Here is a 16,666-nt window from a genome sequence, read left to right on the forward strand (position 1 = left end):
TCCTCCTATAAAATATTTCCACTTTCATTTGTATTATACCCACCAAGCTCAGACATTCTAATTTTAAAGGCTTCTGATCTTAAAATTTCTAGCAAATCTTTGATTGACTGAAGCTTCAAATTCTCTTTTTTGATGATAAATTGATATTCTTCATCTTTTAGGTAGATAAAGTCGATATCCATTTTGATGGCTGCTGATTCTACTCCAATAGAAAAATCGCAATCGCCATTTTTTACAGCAAGAGCTGCGGATAGGTGAGTTGTAACTTCATTATCATAGCCTTTTATGGTATAAGGGTCAATATTTTCTTTTTTCAAAAGATAATCAAAAAGCAATCTTGTTCCTGCTCCTCTTTGCCTATTGACCATTTTTTTATCTAGCAAATCATCTATGGTTTTTATTCCAAGAGGATTTCCTTTTGGAACATAAATTCCCTGCCTACGACCTACTACATTTATCTTTGAAATATTTTCTGGATCGAAAAATAATTTTATGGCATCATTATTATATGTTCCATCTTCATCAAGCAAATGTGATGGAGCTATTAGGCAATTGCCCTCGCTTAGAGCCTTTAGTCCAGAAAGAGAACCTACATGAGAAGATGAAATCTTCGTTTGCTTTTTGTCTTTGGCAAACATATCATTTAGCAAGTCTACAACAATATCGTGAGAGCCTATACAAACAATTCTGTTGTTAAGAATTTCTTTGGCGATCGGCTTATGCAAAATTACATCTATGATATCACCCCTGTTGTAGCCTTCGATATTTCTATCGATTATTATATAGCCATCAGATTGGGCAAGGGAAAATAAAGATCCCGCCTTTCTATCTAGGGGAGTTACAATTGTTTTGCCATCTACAAGGCCAAGTTTAGATCTTATATATTCTCTATTTTTTAGCGAAGAAATCACAGGTTTGGTAAGTTTTGCCTTTATTATTTCTTTGTCATCTTCAATTTGATTTAATTTTTTTAGGATAGTAGGGATTACGATTCTTTCAAAAACTATGTGAGTTGAAACTGGATAGCCTGGAAGTCCTACAAAAGGGATGTCAAAAATTTTTCCCAAAATTGCAGGCTTACCTGGTTTTATGGAAATACCATGGACAAAAACTTCTCCTAGTTTTCCAACAATTTCGCTGGTAAAATCTTTGCTTCCTGCAGAAGTTCCTGCAATTAGACAGACAAAATCACATTCTTTGCTTGCCTTTACCAAGGCTTTTTCTATGGAATCTTTTTCATCTTTTACAATTGGATAGATAATTGTTTCGATGCCATTTTCAAAGGCCATACTTTTTAGCATGGCGGAGTTTGATTCTATAATTTTGCCAACGCTAAGCTCTTCGTCTTTATCGATTATCTCATTGCCTGAAGGGATAAGTCCAAGGATTGGCTTTTTTAAAACTTCAACTTCGTTGATGCCAGTTGCTATTAAAACAGAAAGGTCGACTGCTCTAAATTTGTGGTAGGATTCAAATATCAAATCTTTTTCTATTACATCTTCACCTTGGATTCTAATATTTTCCCAAGCATTTACTGGCTTTAAAATCGTAATACCATCTTCTTCGATTTTTACATCTTCTATCATTATTACCGCATCGTAAGGCTTAACTAGGGGAGAGCCGGTGTTGCAATAAATGAAATCTTCGTTTTTTAAAAAAAGCGGTTTATTTTCTCTGGCAAGTTTGGTCATCTCGCTTACAACCATTACTCCGTCCATGGCTGATGAATGATAGGAAGGAGAAGAATATTTGGCAAAAATTGCTTTTGCAGAAATTCTTCCCATGGCATCTTTGGAATTTATGATTTCAGTTTTCTTATCATCAAAAAATCCACCTAAATTACTTTGAAAAATCTCTATGGAATCTTCTAATTCTTTGGTATCTAAATATATATTTCTCATCTGATTAGGCTTACCCAAACATCTTCTCCATCTCTTAGACCTTCAGTATATTCATCTATTATAATATAGCCCTTGGCTTTTTTTAGTAGGGAAATATTGTTTGAAAATCCAAAGATGGGACTTGCAATAAGCTCATCCTCCTTTTTCTTTAAATCTACTAGACAAATTTGCGTTTTTGCAGAATTGTTGGCTATGTTTCTATCGATTTTGCATTTGATTTTAAGATCTTCTTCTATATTAAAATACTTGTTATAAGCTTTTTGGAAAATGCTCCTAAAAATTGCATAAGCACTTATAGGATTTCCCGGCAGTCCCAAAATCATAGTCTTGTTATTTTGGCTAAGGCTTGTAGGCTTGCCTGGTTTTATGGAAATGCCATGATAGATTATCCCTGGCTTTAATTTTTTGCCGACAGTTGGGACAAAATCTTTTTTGCCCTTGGATGATGAACCAGAAATAAAAATTAAATCTAAATCTTCTTTTAGTTCTTTTTCTATTAAATTTTCATCATCTGCCAAATGCTTTACAGAAACAACTTCAATTCCCATGCTAGTTAAAAGTCCAAAAAGCATATAAGAATTTATATCTCTTGCTTTGGCTGGCCTTAATTTGCCATTAACTGGAATTATTTCATCGCCAGTAGATAGGATCTTGCACCTTAATTTCTTATAAACAGAAATTTTGTCATAGCCAAGACTTGCCGCCATGGCCATGGTTTCTGGATTAATAATTTTGCCAGCTTTTTCGTAAATATCGCCAACTTTTGAATCATCACCAATGTCAATTACATGATCCATAAAAACAACCGGTCTACTTATAGAAATTAATTTTTCAGATAAGCTTTCTGTAAATTCTATTGGAATAACCGCATCCGCACCCTCTGGAAGCATTCCTCCAGTGTAAATTTTGGAAGCTTCTCCTCTTTGCAAAATTTTTTGAGGAACTTCTCCCATAGGTATTTCTTCAATGACCTTTAGCATTGAGGGGATTGTTTCTGTCGCTCCAAGAGAATCCTTGTAATTTAGGGCATAGCCATCCATGGTGCCTTTTCTAAAATGTGGCAAATCATCTTTGCTTATCAAATCTTCTGCCAAAATATAGCCTAAGGCAGAAGTCGTTTCTAAGCTAATTTTTTCCTTGTAGGAAATTTTTTCCATAAGGTCCACTTGCAAATTTATAGCTTGATCAATTTTTACTACTTCTAATAAATCCATAACCACCTCATTTTATAATAAGATTTTCGTTCTTGTTATAAAGATTAAATCTTTGTTCTCTGGCAAAAGCAATCAAATTTACATTTTTTTCTCTTGCCATATCTATGGAAACGCTGGTAGGTGAGGCTTGAGATACGATTAAATCAAAGTCGATTTTTAAAATTTTATCAATAATCTGATCGCTTACCCTGCAAGAAGTAAAGATAAATTTATCTGAAATGTCAACTTCCTTTGCTAAAATATAGCCTATGAGCTTATCGACGGCGTTATTTCTTGCCACATCTTCAAAGAATTCCATGATCCTATAATTTTCTATAATAGCACAAGCATGAGCACCACCAGTTTTTTTAAAAATCAAAGAATAATTTTGAAATTCATTTGCCAAGGCAAAGATTTTTTCTCTTTCAAGGATAAATTTACCCTTATTTCTCTTTATCTTTGGAGATTTTTCCTCTTTTAATTTCACATAGGCCTTATTATCTCTTATTTGTAAATCTATTATGTCATCTTTGGAATTTATCAAGTCCAAGGCATAAAGATGGCCTATGACAAGATATTCTAAATTTGACGGCGAGCACATAAGCCTTGCAAGGATTTTTTCTCCTTGGTAAATGTAAAAATAAGTTTCTACTATAACATCATCGTTAAAGCAAATTATCTTATCTTCTTTGTATTTTTTTATTTGGTATTTTTTAGTTAAATCCATTGTTTTTCTCTTTCAAAAATTTCTGCCAATCTTCGGGATAATTTAGATTTCTAAAGATGTTTTGATAATTTTTAAAGGTCCTTATCTCTTCTTCTTTTATGATAGTAGGGGAGATTTCTTCTAAAAATCCATTAAGACTTCTTTTTTGTGCTTGTAGATATTTTTCTAAATTATTTGCCAAGTCTTTTTTGTAAAAGGCAAAAAATGGCTGGTAGCATTTTTCATTCTTATAAACCAGAGCTTTTTCGTAAGGCTTAGTCTTTAGAAAATCTAGGTAGACTTGGTTAAAATAAGGCATATCGCAAGCTATTAGAAAATTATCCTCATTAACAGAAGAAATGAGGCCAGTAAAAAGTCCTCCACATGGCCCCATATCTTTTATAATATCAGATACGATAAGTATTTTATTTTCGTAATTATCATACCTATTTTTGAAAAAATCTTTCTTGTTGCTTACAATAATTATTTCTTCAAAATTTTTGGATAAATTTTCTATAAGAGTATCTATTAGATAAATCCCCTTATAATTAAGCATTTGTTTATCCTTGCCCATCCTAGTGGATTTGCCACCGGAAAGAACGATTGCTGATTTTTCTTTCAATCAACCACCCCAACTCATGTTCATATACTTATTCATGAGCTTATCATATTCGTCTTTGAAAATTTTGGCATGGCCATCTTCCCAAGCCGCAAAGTTTGTTAGAATTTCTTTTAGTTCGCTATCTTCTACTTTGCCTGCCATCATCTTATAATATTCTCTAAAATCTTCTTCGATTAGGTAAGCCATACGAAGAACGTTCATATCTGGAATCATTGATTGTTCCAAAGTCTCATCTAAGTTTTCGCTTTCTTTTCTTTGGTTGAAAAACTCGTGAGCTTCTTCTTTTGGCAATTCTAGGTCAGAAACTTCCTCACCTTGGTATTTGGCAAGTAATTTTTTTAGATATTCGTAATGTCCCCATTCGATTTCAGATAATTTCTTAAAAACAGATTGGGTTTGTAGATTTTGGCTTTTTTCTGCATTGTCTTTGTAGAAATTGTGGCCATATAATTCCATGCCCATGGCAAGATTTATTATCTTTATTGGATCATACATAAGAATTCCTTTCTAATTTTTCTATAGCAACAGATGAAACTTTTAATTCTGGAATTTTGGCAATTGGGTCCAAAACTGGGTTTGTAAGTGTATTTGCAGATCCGTCAACATAGTGGAAAGGCATAAATACAACGCCCGGTTCAATTTTGTCGGTAACCTTTGCCATTGTCGTAACGCTACCACGTCTTGATGAAACTTTTACTCTTTCACCATCGGCAATATTGTAGGCTTTGGCAGTAACAGGTGAAATTTCCATGTAGGATTTTCCAGCAATTTCTGTAAGTCCGTCGATTTTGCCAGTCATAGTTCTGGTGTGGTATTGGTATAACATTCTTCCCGTTGTTAGTATCAATGGATAATCTTCATCAGGTGTTTCTTTACTTACTTCATATTCTATTGGCACAAATAGGCCCTTGCCTCTTGCCATAGTATTTTTGTGCAAGTATTTGGTTCCCTTGTGATCTTTGCTTGTGCATGGCCATTGTAGAGATTCAGTTTTTAATCTCTCATAGGAAATTCCCCTATAAGATGGAGTGCAAGCTGCTAGTTCATCCATGACTTCGCTTGGAGAATTATAGTACTCTTCATAACCTAGTAGTGTTGAAACTTCCATTAAGATTTGCCAGTCTGGCTTTGCTTCGCCAATAGGATCTATGGCTTTATTGATTCTTTGGATTCTTCTTTCGGTGTTGGTGAAAGTTCCGTCTTTTTCGGCAAATGATGCTGCTGGTAAAACTACATCGGCAAATGATGCTGTTTCCGTTAGGAAAATATCTTGAACAACCAAGAAATCCAAACTATTAAGAGCTTTCTTGATGTGGTTTAAATCTGGATCAGATATCATAGGATTTTCGCCCATTATATATAAGAAGCTTAGTTCTCCTTTTTCTGCTGAGTGCATCATTTCAGTTAGGGTTAGACCTTTTTTAGCTGGTAATTCAGTATGCCAGAAATTCTCCATAGATTCTCTAACTGGATCCAAAAATACTTTTTGATATCCTGTGTAATCTGTAGGAAGAGCACCCATATCACAAGCACCTTGAACGTTATTTTGTCCTCTTAGAGGGTTAATACCTGTAGATTCACGACCTACATTTGCTAAAAGCATTTGTAGGTTTGAAGTTGATCTTACGCCGTTGGTACCTGTAGCATGTTGGGTAATTCCCATTGAATAATACAAAGCACCTTTGTCAGCTTTGGCATACATTCTTGCAGCCTTGATCAAATCATCTTTGTCGATTCCACAAATTTCTGCAACAACTTCTGGAGTATATTTTTCTACAACTTTCTTAAATTCTTCAAAACCTTCAGTTCTTTCGTTTATATATTCCTCATTTTCAAGATGTTCACTTAAAATTACATTCATCAAACCATTTAAAGCTGCAATATTTGTTCCTGGTTTAATTTGCAAGTAAATATCTGCATATTTGGCAAGTTCGATCTCTCTAGGATCTATAACTATAAGTTTTGCTCCATCTTGTACTCTTTTTTTGATTTTTGTACCTATAACTGGGTGATTTTCAGTTGTATTTGTACCGATTATCAAAAATGCATCTGTGCCATCAATTTCTTCTATGGAATTTGTCATAGCGCCAGAGCCAAGAGTATTGGCAAGACCTGCTACGGTTGAGGCGTGGCAAAGACGAGCGCAGTGGTCAACGTTATTTGTCTTAAAAACTGTTCTTATAAATTTTTGGAACAAATAGTTTTCTTCATTAGTGCATCTTGCAGAAGAAAAACCACCGAATCCATCTGGACCTTTTTTGGCCATAATTTCTTCGTATTTTTCTTTGATTAGCCTATAAGCTTCTTGCCAAGATGCTTCTACAAATTTGCCATCTTTTTTGATAAGTGGTTTTGTAAGTCTATCCGGATGATTTACGAATTTGTGGGCAAATTTACCCTTTACGCAAAGCAAACCATCGTTTGGTATGGTGTTAATTGGCTCAACTTCAACTATACGATTACCCTTAATTAGTAAATTTATTTGGCAACCTACTCCACAGTAAGAGCAAGTTGTTTGAACTTTTCTAACTTCCCAATATCTAAATTTATCTTCTGGATATTTTTTCTTAGGATTTAAAGCTCCAACCGGGCAAGCTGAAACACAGTTGCCGCAAGAAACACAATCGCTATTGCCAAAGCCCTTTTCCATAGGAGCTCCAATATAAGAATCAAAACCTCTATCTATAAAACTTATGGCATGACTATTTTGCAAATTATGGCATACGCTTACGCAAATTCCGCATTTTATGCACTTATAAGGGTCATAGGTAAAGAACTTGTTGGTACTATCGACCTTTAATTCACTAGGCTCATTTTTGTAAGAGCCAGTCTTAACTCCATATTCATAGCAATAATTTTGCAATTTGCATTTACCAGATTTATCGCAATTTAGACAATCATTTGGGTGGTTGGAGAATAATAAATCTAATATTTCTCTTCTCATCCTCATGATTTTTTCGCTGTGGGTGTGGATTTTCATTCCATCTTTTAATTTTTCTGAGCAAGCTGTAACTGGGGTTTTGTAACCTTCAACTTCTACTATGCATAACCTACAAGCGCCATTTGGCAATAATCTTTTGTCATAACAAAGGGTAGGAATTTCTACGCCAATTTCGTTACAAAAGCTAAGGATCGTTTTAGGAGCATCAACATCATATTTGACATTGTTAATGTAAACTTCCATATTATTCTCCTTTTTTCGCATCTACTTTTTCAATCTTTTTAACTATATTTTTAAAACCTGTTACTGTTAACCAGTTGCTTTCAATAAATTCTCCTGCACCTTTCATATAAGGAGTGTCAGGATTATCCAAAAACATTAGCTCTGTCATCATTCTACCCTTTAGACATAAAGGTCTGCCAGAACTTGGTTTTTTAGCTGTAACTGCAATGTTTTCTCCATTTTTGGAGTGAACTTCAAAATTGCAACCAAATTCGCAAACTTTGCACTTAACAGTTTTCTTTTCGCTTTCAAAACTTCTAATTTTGCCAAGCGATCTTTTGTCAATCAAAGCTCCAACTGGGCAAATTGAAACGCATCTATTGCAAGATATGCAATATGAATGAGCAAAATCTTTTCCTAGATCCAAAGCTATATAGGCATCATAACCTCTATCGGCAAAGCTTAGGATAGATCTTTCTTCGATTTGTCCACAAATTTGAACGCATTTGCCACAAAGAATGCATTTAGCATTATCTTTTAAAATATAAGGGCTTGAAAGATCGTAAACTTTTTCTCTTTTTGCTCCGTCGTGGTCTCTAAATTTCACATCATATTCGTAAGCGTATTTTTGTAAATCGCAAGCTCCTGCTTTTTGGCAAGTTAGGCAATCATTTGGGTGAGAATCTAAAAGAAGTTGTAAAATAGCTCTTCTTTTTTTGATAATCTCCTCAGATTTAGTATTTATTTCCATGCCATCAGCAACTCTAGTTGAGCAAGCTGTATCGATTTTTGTCCAACCACGGTTTGTAATCTCTACTATGCATAACCTACAACCGCCGAACTTCTCAAGATCTGGATCGTAACATAGGGAAGGGATATCTATGCCATTTTCTCTGGCTACTTCCAAAATAAACCTATCTTTTTGGGTTTGTATTTCTTTTCCATCGATTTTTATTGTAATATCTGTCATAAAATCATCCCTTTACTACAGCTTTTGGTTTGATTGGGCAAACATTATAGCAAGTTCCACATTTAATGCACTTATCTTGATCGATAATATGTTTTTCTTTTGGATTGCCGCTTATGCAAGATACTGGACAATTTCTCTTACAAGTTCCACATCCTATACAATTATCTGCTATCTTATAGCTTAACAAAGCCTTGCAAGTTCCAGCTGGGCAGTGTTTGTTTTTGATATGTTCGATGTATTCATCTTTGTAATACATAAGTGTTGAAATTACTGGGAAAGCCGCAGATTTTCCAAGACCACATAAAGATGTTTCAGTTACCAATTGACTAAGTTCTTCTAGCTTATCAATATCTTCCATCTCGCCATGGCCGGCAATAATTCTTTCAAGAATTTCAAGAATTCTCTTTGTACCTTCTCTACAAGGAACGCACTTACCACATGATTCATCACAGGTAAAATCTAGGAAAAATCTTGCAATATCAACCATACAAGTATTCTCATCCATAACTACCATTCCGCCTGAACCCATGATTGAGTGTAATTCTTTTAAGGTTTCATAATCAACAGATGAGTCAAGGTATTTTGCTGGTATACATCCACCAGATGGACCACCAGTTTGTACTGCCTTAAGCTCCTTATCTCCTTCAATTCCATCACCTAGGTCATAGATTATTTGTCTTAGAGTTGTACCCATTGGAACTTCTATAAGTCCACTTTTTTTGACATCTCCTACTAGGGAGAAAACCTTAGTTCCTGGAGATTTTTCAGTACCGATAGATCTGTACCAATCAGCACCTTTTAGGATAATTTGTGCAACATTTGCCAAAGTTTCTACATTGTTGATAACTGTTGGTTTTTGCCATAAGCCTCTAAAGGCTGTACGGTGAATTTTTACTCTTGGCATTCCTCTTTTGCCCTCAATTGATTCCATCAAAGCGGTGGATTCACCACAAACAAAGGCACCAGAACCTAATCTAAGCTCGATTGAAAAGTCAAAACCAGAATCCATTATATTTTTGCCAAGAAAGCCCTTATCTTCCGCATCTTTAATAGCGTATTTTAAACTTTCTACAGCTTTTGGATATTCAGCTCTAACATAGATAAAACCTCGATCGCTTCCTATTGCATAACCTGCAATTGCCATTGCTTCAAGAACTGAATGAGGGTCATTTTCAAGAATTGACCTATCCATATAAGCACCAGGATCTCCTTCATCAGCGTTACAGATTATATATTTTTGATCTACATCGTAATCGTAAGCTGTTTGCCATTTTTTGCCTGTCGGAAAGCCTGCGCCACCTCTTCCTCTTAACAAGGAATCTTTTATTACATTTATTATTTCTTGTCTATCCATTTCAAATAGAGCTTGATGGAGGGCAAAATATCCATCTCTAGCTATGTATTGATCAATATCTCTAGGATCTATTACTCCACAGTTCCTAAGAGCAATTTTTACTTGTATGTCATCTGTCGGCTCTAAATTTTCTGGATGGGCAATTTTGGTATTTTCTTTAATCTCTTTAAGATAATCTAAACTAATCATAAATTCACCTACTTGTTATTTTCCAAAACTTTTAAGACATCTTTTTTTGTAAAGTGTTCGACCTGTTCGCCATTTATTTCAACTACTGGAGCAGCTCCACAGTTTCCAAGACATCTAGTTTCTGATATAGAAAACTTGCCATCAGGAGTAGTTTCTCCTTTTTTTATGCCAAGGCGAGTTTCAAATTCATTTAAAATATCGGCAGCTCCTTTTACATAGCATGCTGTTCCAAGACAGATGTGAATATCAGTTTTTCCCTTTGGAATAAAGGTAAATTGTGAATAGAAAGTTGCTACACCATAAACTTCTGCAAGTGGTATATTTAGTCTATTTGAAATTAGGGTCATAATTTCATCTGGCAAATAACCAAATATATTTTGTGCCTCTTGCAAAACTGGCATCAAAGGACCTTTTCTATCTTTATTTTTTTCTATGAAATTTTTAATTTCTTCTATCTTTTCTTTGTTTGCTTCCTTGTCGAAAGCAAAATTTCCTCTAATTGTTTTCATTTAATTTCCTCTTTTTCTATAAGCTAACCAATATCCTAATCCTACAAATATTCCACCACCGATGATATTACCAAGGGTTACTGGAAGTAGATTGTGACCTAGAAAACTTCCCCAATTTAAGCCATTTAGAGCTGCTTGATCAAGACCTGTTGCAGCAACATATTCTGGTATAGATTTTGCCAAAATTCCTGCAGGTATGTAATACATATTTGCAATACTATGCTCAAAACCTGAAAGAACAAATAGCATAACCGGGAAAAATGCACAAAGCATCTTGCCAACTTGGCTATCAGATCCAAAAGACATCCAAACTGCTAGGCAAACTAACCAGTTACAAGCAATTCCTAAAATAAGAGCTTGAGAAAATCCTAAATTCACCTTAGAATTTGCAATTAAGATTACTCTGGCTCCAAGTTCGCTTGCTCCACTATTCCATTGACCAGATTTTAGCATCAAAAATGCAAAAAATACTGAACCAATAAAATTGCCAATATAAACTATGCCCCAAGCTCTCAATAATTCTTTTATACTTATTTTTTTGTCCAAAACTGAAATTACCATAAGGTTATTACCGGTAAAAAGTTCAGCTCCTCCAATAAGTACAAATATTAGGCCTGGAGTAAAGGTTAAGCCTTGGATAAGCTTTCCAATTCCTAAGCTTTCTTTGCCTGCAAGTAAATTAAAAGATGCAAAGGTTGAACCGCCTGCCGCAAAAGCTATAAACACCCCAGCAATAAAAGAAAGTATAAAAAGTTTTTTGCTACTTGCGCGTGCCTTGCCAACATAAACATCACTTACCTTGTCCAAGATTTTATCTGGACTTAAAATCTCTTGCATATCTCCTCCTTTATTTAACATAAGATATACATAAATATTCAATTTAAAAATATAAAATCAAATACTTACACACTAATATAATAAAACTTTTTCCCGACTTTGTCAATGAGAGTGAAAATGGCAGTATAGTCAATATTACTTGACAAAAATTTATCTAACTAGGAAATCATTTTTTAATAAAGTATTTTCTTGAAATTTTTTGAAAGTTATCAGACAAATAATTTTTTTAGCCCTTGATTTATTAATATTTTAGATAAAAAAATAAGCTTAAATTAATAAGCTTATCGAAATTGTATTTTTATAAATACTAATGATTATCAATACCAATTATGGTTTCAAGAGCATGAATTAAAAAAGGTCTTATTATTTCAAAATTTTCCGTACAGGCTTTAGCAGATCCTGGGAAATTTATTATAAGGCTTTCTCCTCTTATACCAGCTACAGCTCTTGATAAATAGGCAAGAGGAGTGATTTTCCCGCCCTCATATCTCATAGCTTCTGTAATTCCAGGAGTTTGTTTTTCGATAACTTCTAAGCTCGCATCGGCTGTAAAATCTCTTTTGGAAAATCCAGTTCCACCGCTTGTTAGAATGAGGGAAATTTTTTCATCGGCATATTCTATTAATTTATTTTTTATTTCCTCGTAATCATCAGCTATTACTTGGTATTTTTTTACTTCAAAGCCCATTTCTTTTAAGAGATCTACTAGAATTTTCCCGCTTTTATCTTCGTAAATTCCAGCAGCTGCCCTATCTGAGCTTACCAAAACTGCCGCACTAAAGTTCATTTTTATCCTCCAAATTTTCTTTAGGGATTTCTTTTATAGAAATTTGATCGCCTGGATAAATGTAGCCTTCTTTTTTTACTATGGTAAAAATTCCCTCGCTTGGCATTATGCATTCGCCAATTATATTTCTAATTTCACAACCCTTGTGGCAAACTTTGCCAATTTGAGTGACTTCAAGTTCACAAGCTCCAATTACAAGCCTTGTTCCAATTGGCAAATGGTGAAGGTCAATTCCTTGGGTCATTATATTTTCTGCAAAATCTCCAGGCTTTAGGCTGGGTAATTTTTTTTGCATTTTTTTAAGTGATTCTTCTGCCAAAAGAGAAACTTGCCTATGCCAATTGCCTGCATGGGCATCGCCAATTATTCCATGGTCAATTTTTAATTGGATTTTTTCTACGGGAGTTTTTATAGTTCCCTTTTCCTTGCTTATATTAACTGAAATTACTTTCATTTGTGAATGTTCCACTTTTTCCACCTGACTTTTTTAATAATTTTATATTCGTGATTTCTATATCTCTTTGAAGAGCCTTGCACATATCATAAATGGTTAAAGCTGCAAGACTTACAGCAGAGAGTGCTTCCATTTCCACTCCAGTTTTTTCATCTACCTTGCAAGTTGCAAAAATTTCTATGAAATTTTGCTTATCATTCATCTTAAATTCTATGTCTATGGCAGTTAAATTTATGGGATGGCACATAGGAATGGCCCTAGATGTGTTTTTGGCAGCCATTATTCCTGCGACTTTTGCAACGGTAAGGACATCGCCCTTTTTTATTTGGCTATTTTTTACCATTTCATAAGTTTTTTCGTTAAGTAAAACTTTCCCGTAGGCTACGGCTTGTCTGTGGCTTATGGATTTTTCCGATACATCTACCATTTTTGCCTTGCCATTTTCGTCTAAATGTGAAAATTTGTCCATTTATCCTCCAATAGAATTCATATTTCTTAAACTAGCAGAAGTAGAATTTTCTAGCTGGTGCTTTTGGGGTTTATTATAAATCGCCCTTATAATTTGCTCTTTTTTTTCTTCTTTTGATAGGCCCTTTATATTAATTTCATCTGCCGAATGTAGACAAGCTTTTAATTTGCCATCTGAAGTTAGTCTTATCTTGTTGCAATCTTTGCAAAACTTATTGCTTAAAGGTGAAATAAGGCCAATTTTTCCCTTGTAACCGTCAATTTGATAATTTCTAGCCACTCCCTTATATCCTAAATCTTTATAGGAATAGGCTTTTAAAATATCCTGGTTTCCCATGAAATTTTCTTTATCAAAATCTTTGGCCTGGCCAATTGGCATTAGCTCAATAAACCTAACTTCTATATCTCTATCTTTGGTCAAATTTATAAAAGAATCTATCTCATCTTCGTTAAATCCCTTGATCAAAACTGTATTTATTTTTACCTTAAATCCTAAGTCCAGAGCTTTTTCTAAGGATCTTATGGTTTTGTCAAAATCGCAGCTTTTAGTAATTTTCTTAAATTTATCTTCTTTTAAAGTATCTAGGGAAAAATTAATCCTATTTACTCCAATTTCCTTCAAGCGTTCGAGTTTATCGTAAATCAAGGAGCCATTAGTTGTAATTCCAATATCTTCTAAGGCTTTAATAGATGCGATTTTTTCTATAAGATTCATTATATTTTTTCTTACAAAAGGCTCGCCGCCAGTAATTCTTACTTTTTTTACGCCCAAATCCGTCATGATTTGAACTATTTCATAAATTTCTTCAAAAGTTAAAATATCCTTATGGTCAAGTAATTTGATGCCTTCTTCACCCATGCAATATTTGCATCGAAAGTTGCACCTATCTGTGACTGATATTCTAAGATAAGAAATTTCTCTATTAAATTGATCTTTCATTAAATCATCCCTATCTAAAATTAAGAGTTTTCTTCTACCTAATTATTATAACAGATTATGGACTATATAAAAAATTGCCGGCAAATTTTGGGAAGATTTTCCCAAAAAAATAGAACCCAATATTGGGTTCCATTTTATAAAACTATCTTAAAATTAACTTTTATTTTATCCTTAAAAGTGTTGTAAATTAGAGTTTTATCCAAAACTTCTTGTAGAAATTCACACAAATCGTCTCCTTCTAAAAATGAAAAGAAATAAATATCTATATTTATTTCATCTATTAGGGCTTTTTCATCAAAGCCAATTACATTTAGCAAGTACATTGGATTTTTTATTGTAAGGTTTACTTTTGCTTCTATGTCTTGGAGGACTTGCTGGTGTTTTTCGGCCTGCCTTTTCATGGTTAGGATGATTTCTGAAGTTATGGCAGATATTAGATAGTCTATTGATGTAAATTCTTCTTTTTCCGAATCAAAGGAAATGGGGGAATCTACAGCAATTGATGATTTTTCGTTGTAAATTTTGACCAAATCATCTCTAACTACTGCCCTATAATTTTTATTAAAAAAATTTATATCATCTGTCATATTCTTCTCTTAATTTGTCGCGAGCTTCTATCATGGACTCTAACTTCTTTTTGATATTTTCGTATTCATTTACAGGTCTATTAGAAAATGTTGCAAATCCACAGTCAGGATTTAGCCACAAATTTTCTTTGTCTATAAATGTTAGGGCTTCTTTGGCTCTTTCATAGATAACATTGCTATCTTCTTTTGCATCAAATCTAGGATTTATAACTCCTAGCCCTAATTTTATTTTATTTCTAATTCTATCATCTGATAAAAGTAATTTTAATTCTCCAGCTCTTGGGGTAGAAAATTCTAGAGCCAATAGGTCTGCCTTAATATTAGCAAATAAATCTAGCAAAGGAGTGTAAGGACCTTCTAGAAGTATGCTTTCGTTTTTGGACCAATTGCCTCGGCAAACGTGCATGGAAGCTATAGATTTTGATCTGTCAATCCCATCCATGACACTTTTTATAAGATGACTTGCAAATTTTAATTCTTCTGTAGGATCTTTTCTTTGGGATAAGGATGCACACATGAATGTTCTTGGTCTACCTTCAGTAAAAACAATTTCTGTTAGGACTGGTTCGTCAAATTGAATTACATCTACGCCAATTTCTTGAAGGTTTTTGATTTCTTCTTTGAAAATTTTTATTACATCTTCGCCAAGATCTTCTTTGCTATCGTAGTATTTGGAGCTTACATTGGCAAGCCACATACTTCTGGTTACAAGATAAGGACCAGGCATGGTGATTTTTACTTTTCTATCGGTCAAAGATTTTAAAAGTTTTAATTCATTTGCGACAATATCGCCCTTGTAGACAAGTTTTCCTGTACAAATGGCATTTTTTATTGAACTTGCTGGTACATCAAGAGTTGTAAGTATGTTTTCAAACTCTCTTTTGTCATCCACATAATCGAGCATTTCAGCCATGGACATTTGGCTTACGCCCCCTAATTTTTCTGAGATAAAGGAAACGTAATTATCACGTGCTATTTCGCCGCTGGTAATTATATCAATATCCAAATCTTCTTGAAGCCTTACAACTTCCTTGGTTTTTTCGCTAACAAGTTTTTCATAAGATGCCTTATCGATAAGGTTGGCGGATAATTTCCTACGAGCAAGGAGAATTTCCTTGCCCCTAGGCATTGATCCTATAAGTGATGTTTTAAAAAGCTTAGTTTGCACTATTGAAACCTTCTAGGAAATTTCCTAAATATTCATTAGCTTCTGTAATTTGCTTAAAGCCATCATATCTTCCATCAACCCATTTTGTAAGACCTTCAAGATCCATTATTTCCTTATCTTCTTTTTTGTTGTAATCCATTCTCATCATGATTTCATCAAAAGCTTTGATATCTTCATCGGAAACTTCTGGATTAAAGGTAAATACACAATGGTCAAAATAATCTGTCTTATCTAAAACTTCTACAGCGTTTTTGTCAATTGTTCCATCGGCAATCCAAGCATCGTAATTTAGATCTAAGCAAAATGTTGCATCAACTTCGTCATTTAGCAAAGCTTTCATGCTATCAAGTTCTCCACCAACGTGATCTCCGTGAAGACCAACGCCTATGTCAAATCTTTTTTCTTCGTAATCTTTGCCAAATTCAAGACCATTTTTGTGGAGATGATTAATTGGAATAAGTCTTGCTTGAGGAGAGTCTATTGCGCCAAAGCCTATGGTTTTGCCTTTTAGATCAGAAATTTCTTTAAATCTATCTTTTTTTACAACTAGATAAGTTCTTCTATCCCTATCTGTATCTCTCATGCAGCCGATTTTTTCTTTTTTATCAGTTCTAAGTCTTGCATCTAATTGGGCAAGTGGAGAATTCCAAGCTACATCTATATCTTTGTTGATAAGAGCATCTACTTGTAATTTGTAATCCTTAAAGAAAACAGGCTCAATTTCTGCTCCATTTTCCTTATAAAACTTCTCAATCAATTCCCAAATAACTGTAACTCTAGGAGCATAAATAACTGCTCCTACCTTTAATTTATTCATT

The 16,666-nt window shown here is 34.0% G+C and carries 17 protein-coding genes; all 17 read right to left on the bottom strand.

The genetic code is table 11. The features are described from left to right. Positions 1 to 5: 5 nt before the first annotated feature. Positions 6 to 1,901, bottom strand: coding sequence for a molybdopterin biosynthesis protein (locus tag CS884_RS08885; RefSeq protein WP_099321484.1), 1,896 nt, complete (start codon positions 1,899 to 1,901; stop codon positions 6 to 8). Continuing rightward, complete coding sequence (locus tag CS884_RS08890) at positions 1,898 to 3,115, bottom strand: molybdopterin molybdotransferase MoeA (protein WP_099321485.1); 1,218 nt, start codon at positions 3,113 to 3,115, stop codon at positions 1,898 to 1,900. Before CS884_RS08890 ends, CS884_RS08885 begins: the two co-directional genes overlap by 4 nt. Positions 3,116 to 3,122: 7 nt before the next feature. Further along, complete coding sequence (locus CS884_RS08895) at positions 3,123 to 3,821, bottom strand: formate dehydrogenase accessory sulfurtransferase FdhD (RefSeq protein WP_099321486.1); 699 nt, start codon at positions 3,819 to 3,821, stop codon at positions 3,123 to 3,125. Beyond that, complete coding sequence (locus tag CS884_RS08900) at positions 3,808 to 4,422, bottom strand: molybdenum cofactor guanylyltransferase (protein WP_257875777.1); 615 nt, start codon at positions 4,420 to 4,422, stop codon at positions 3,808 to 3,810. The genes CS884_RS08895 and CS884_RS08900 overlap by 14 nt, the downstream gene beginning before the upstream one ends. Next, entirely contained in the window at positions 4,423 to 4,917 is a 495-nt protein-coding gene (locus tag CS884_RS08905) for a ferritin family protein (RefSeq protein WP_099321487.1), read from the bottom strand. Then, a complete protein-coding gene (gene fdhF, locus CS884_RS08910) occupies positions 4,910 to 7,606 on the bottom strand; it encodes a formate dehydrogenase subunit alpha (protein ID WP_099321488.1) in 2,697 nt (898 codons plus the stop codon). Before fdhF ends, CS884_RS08905 begins: the two co-directional genes overlap by 8 nt. A gap of 1 nt (position 7,607) precedes the next feature. After that, the gene (locus tag CS884_RS08915; RefSeq protein WP_099321489.1) at positions 7,608 to 8,555 is read right to left on the bottom strand and encodes a 2Fe-2S iron-sulfur cluster-binding protein; all 948 of its coding nucleotides are present in this window, start codon (positions 8,553 to 8,555) and stop codon (positions 7,608 to 7,610) included. 4 nt (positions 8,556 to 8,559) lie between these two features. Continuing rightward, the gene (locus CS884_RS08920) at positions 8,560 to 10,098 is read right to left on the bottom strand and encodes an NADH-ubiquinone oxidoreductase-F iron-sulfur binding region domain-containing protein (RefSeq protein ID WP_099321490.1); all 1,539 of its coding nucleotides are present in this window, start codon (positions 10,096 to 10,098) and stop codon (positions 8,560 to 8,562) included. Between the two features lie 8 nt (positions 10,099 to 10,106). Beyond that, on the bottom strand, positions 10,107 to 10,607 hold the full coding sequence (nuoE, locus tag CS884_RS08925) for an NADH-quinone oxidoreductase subunit NuoE (RefSeq protein ID WP_099321491.1): 501 nt from the start codon (positions 10,605 to 10,607) through the stop codon (positions 10,107 to 10,109). Continuing rightward, a complete protein-coding gene (locus CS884_RS08930; protein ID WP_099321492.1) occupies positions 10,608 to 11,444 on the bottom strand; it encodes a formate/nitrite transporter family protein in 837 nt (278 codons plus the stop codon). A 307-nt stretch (positions 11,445 to 11,751) separates the two neighbouring features. Beyond that, a complete protein-coding gene (locus tag CS884_RS08935; RefSeq protein ID WP_099321493.1) occupies positions 11,752 to 12,231 on the bottom strand; it encodes a MogA/MoaB family molybdenum cofactor biosynthesis protein in 480 nt (159 codons plus the stop codon). After that, positions 12,221 to 12,685 (bottom strand): MOSC domain-containing protein, encoded by a 465-nt coding sequence (locus CS884_RS10850; protein ID WP_180753323.1) that lies wholly within the window; start codon positions 12,683 to 12,685, stop codon positions 12,221 to 12,223. Before CS884_RS10850 ends, CS884_RS08935 begins: the two co-directional genes overlap by 11 nt. Continuing rightward, positions 12,666 to 13,154 carry a cyclic pyranopterin monophosphate synthase MoaC gene (gene moaC, locus CS884_RS10855; protein ID WP_180753324.1) on the bottom strand — a complete coding sequence of 163 codons (489 nt, stop codon included), beginning with the start codon at positions 13,152 to 13,154 and terminating at the stop codon, positions 12,666 to 12,668. Before moaC ends, CS884_RS10850 begins: the two co-directional genes overlap by 20 nt. Continuing rightward, positions 13,155 to 14,093, bottom strand: coding sequence for a GTP 3',8-cyclase MoaA (gene moaA / locus CS884_RS08945; RefSeq protein ID WP_099321494.1), 939 nt, complete (start codon positions 14,091 to 14,093; stop codon positions 13,155 to 13,157). Between the two features lie 134 nt (positions 14,094 to 14,227). After that, a complete protein-coding gene (locus tag CS884_RS08950) occupies positions 14,228 to 14,680 on the bottom strand; it encodes an OsmC family protein (RefSeq protein WP_099321495.1) in 453 nt (150 codons plus the stop codon). Further along, positions 14,670 to 15,848 carry a cobalamin-independent methionine synthase II family protein gene (locus CS884_RS08955; RefSeq protein ID WP_099321496.1) on the bottom strand — a complete coding sequence of 393 codons (1,179 nt, stop codon included), beginning with the start codon at positions 15,846 to 15,848 and terminating at the stop codon, positions 14,670 to 14,672. Before CS884_RS08955 ends, CS884_RS08950 begins: the two co-directional genes overlap by 11 nt. Continuing rightward, the gene (locus tag CS884_RS08960) at positions 15,838 to 16,665 is read right to left on the bottom strand and encodes a phosphate/phosphite/phosphonate ABC transporter substrate-binding protein (protein ID WP_099321497.1); all 828 of its coding nucleotides are present in this window, start codon (positions 16,663 to 16,665) and stop codon (positions 15,838 to 15,840) included. Before CS884_RS08960 ends, CS884_RS08955 begins: the two co-directional genes overlap by 11 nt. Position 16,666 lies beyond the last annotated feature (1 nt).

It is taken from the genome of Anaerococcus sp. Marseille-P3625, assembly GCF_900232825.1.
In the GTDB taxonomy this organism is placed as follows: domain Bacteria; phylum Bacillota; class Clostridia; order Tissierellales; family Peptoniphilaceae; genus Anaerococcus.

Excerpts from the sequence above, each read along its gene's own strand:
- CS884_RS08960 (WP_099321497.1), bottom strand. The coding sequence starts at position 16,665 with ATGAATAAATTAAAGGTAGGAGCAGTTATTTATGCTCCTAGAGTTACA.
- nuoE (WP_099321491.1), bottom strand. The coding sequence starts at position 10,607 with ATGAAAACAATTAGAGGAAATTTTGCTTTCGACAAGGAAGCAAACAAA.
- CS884_RS08905 (WP_099321487.1), bottom strand. The coding sequence starts at position 4,917 with ATGTATGATCCAATAAAGATAATAAATCTTGCCATGGGCATGGAATTA.
- CS884_RS08890 (WP_099321485.1), bottom strand. The coding sequence starts at position 3,115 with ATGGATTTATTAGAAGTAGTAAAAATTGATCAAGCTATAAATTTGCAA.
- CS884_RS08950 (WP_099321495.1), bottom strand. The coding sequence starts at position 14,680 with ATGACAGATGATATAAATTTTTTTAATAAAAATTATAGGGCAGTAGTT.
- moaC (WP_180753324.1), bottom strand. The coding sequence starts at position 13,154 with ATGGACAAATTTTCACATTTAGACGAAAATGGCAAGGCAAAAATGGTA.
- CS884_RS08895 (WP_099321486.1), bottom strand. The coding sequence starts at position 3,821 with ATGGATTTAACTAAAAAATACCAAATAAAAAAATACAAAGAAGATAAG.
- CS884_RS08935 (WP_099321493.1), bottom strand. The coding sequence starts at position 12,231 with ATGAACTTTAGTGCGGCAGTTTTGGTAAGCTCAGATAGGGCAGCTGCT.
- CS884_RS08915 (WP_099321489.1), bottom strand. The coding sequence starts at position 8,555 with ATGACAGATATTACAATAAAAATCGATGGAAAAGAAATACAAACCCAA.
- fdhF (WP_099321488.1), bottom strand. The coding sequence starts at position 7,606 with ATGGAAGTTTACATTAACAATGTCAAATATGATGTTGATGCTCCTAAA.
- CS884_RS10850 (WP_180753323.1), bottom strand. The coding sequence starts at position 12,685 with ATGAAAGTAATTTCAGTTAATATAAGCAAGGAAAAGGGAACTATAAAA.
- CS884_RS08930 (WP_099321492.1), bottom strand. The coding sequence starts at position 11,444 with ATGCAAGAGATTTTAAGTCCAGATAAAATCTTGGACAAGGTAAGTGAT.
- CS884_RS08885 (WP_099321484.1), bottom strand. The coding sequence starts at position 1,901 with ATGAGAAATATATATTTAGATACCAAAGAATTAGAAGATTCCATAGAG.
- moaA (WP_099321494.1), bottom strand. The coding sequence starts at position 14,093 with ATGAAAGATCAATTTAATAGAGAAATTTCTTATCTTAGAATATCAGTC.
- CS884_RS08920 (WP_099321490.1), bottom strand. The coding sequence starts at position 10,098 with ATGATTAGTTTAGATTATCTTAAAGAGATTAAAGAAAATACCAAAATT.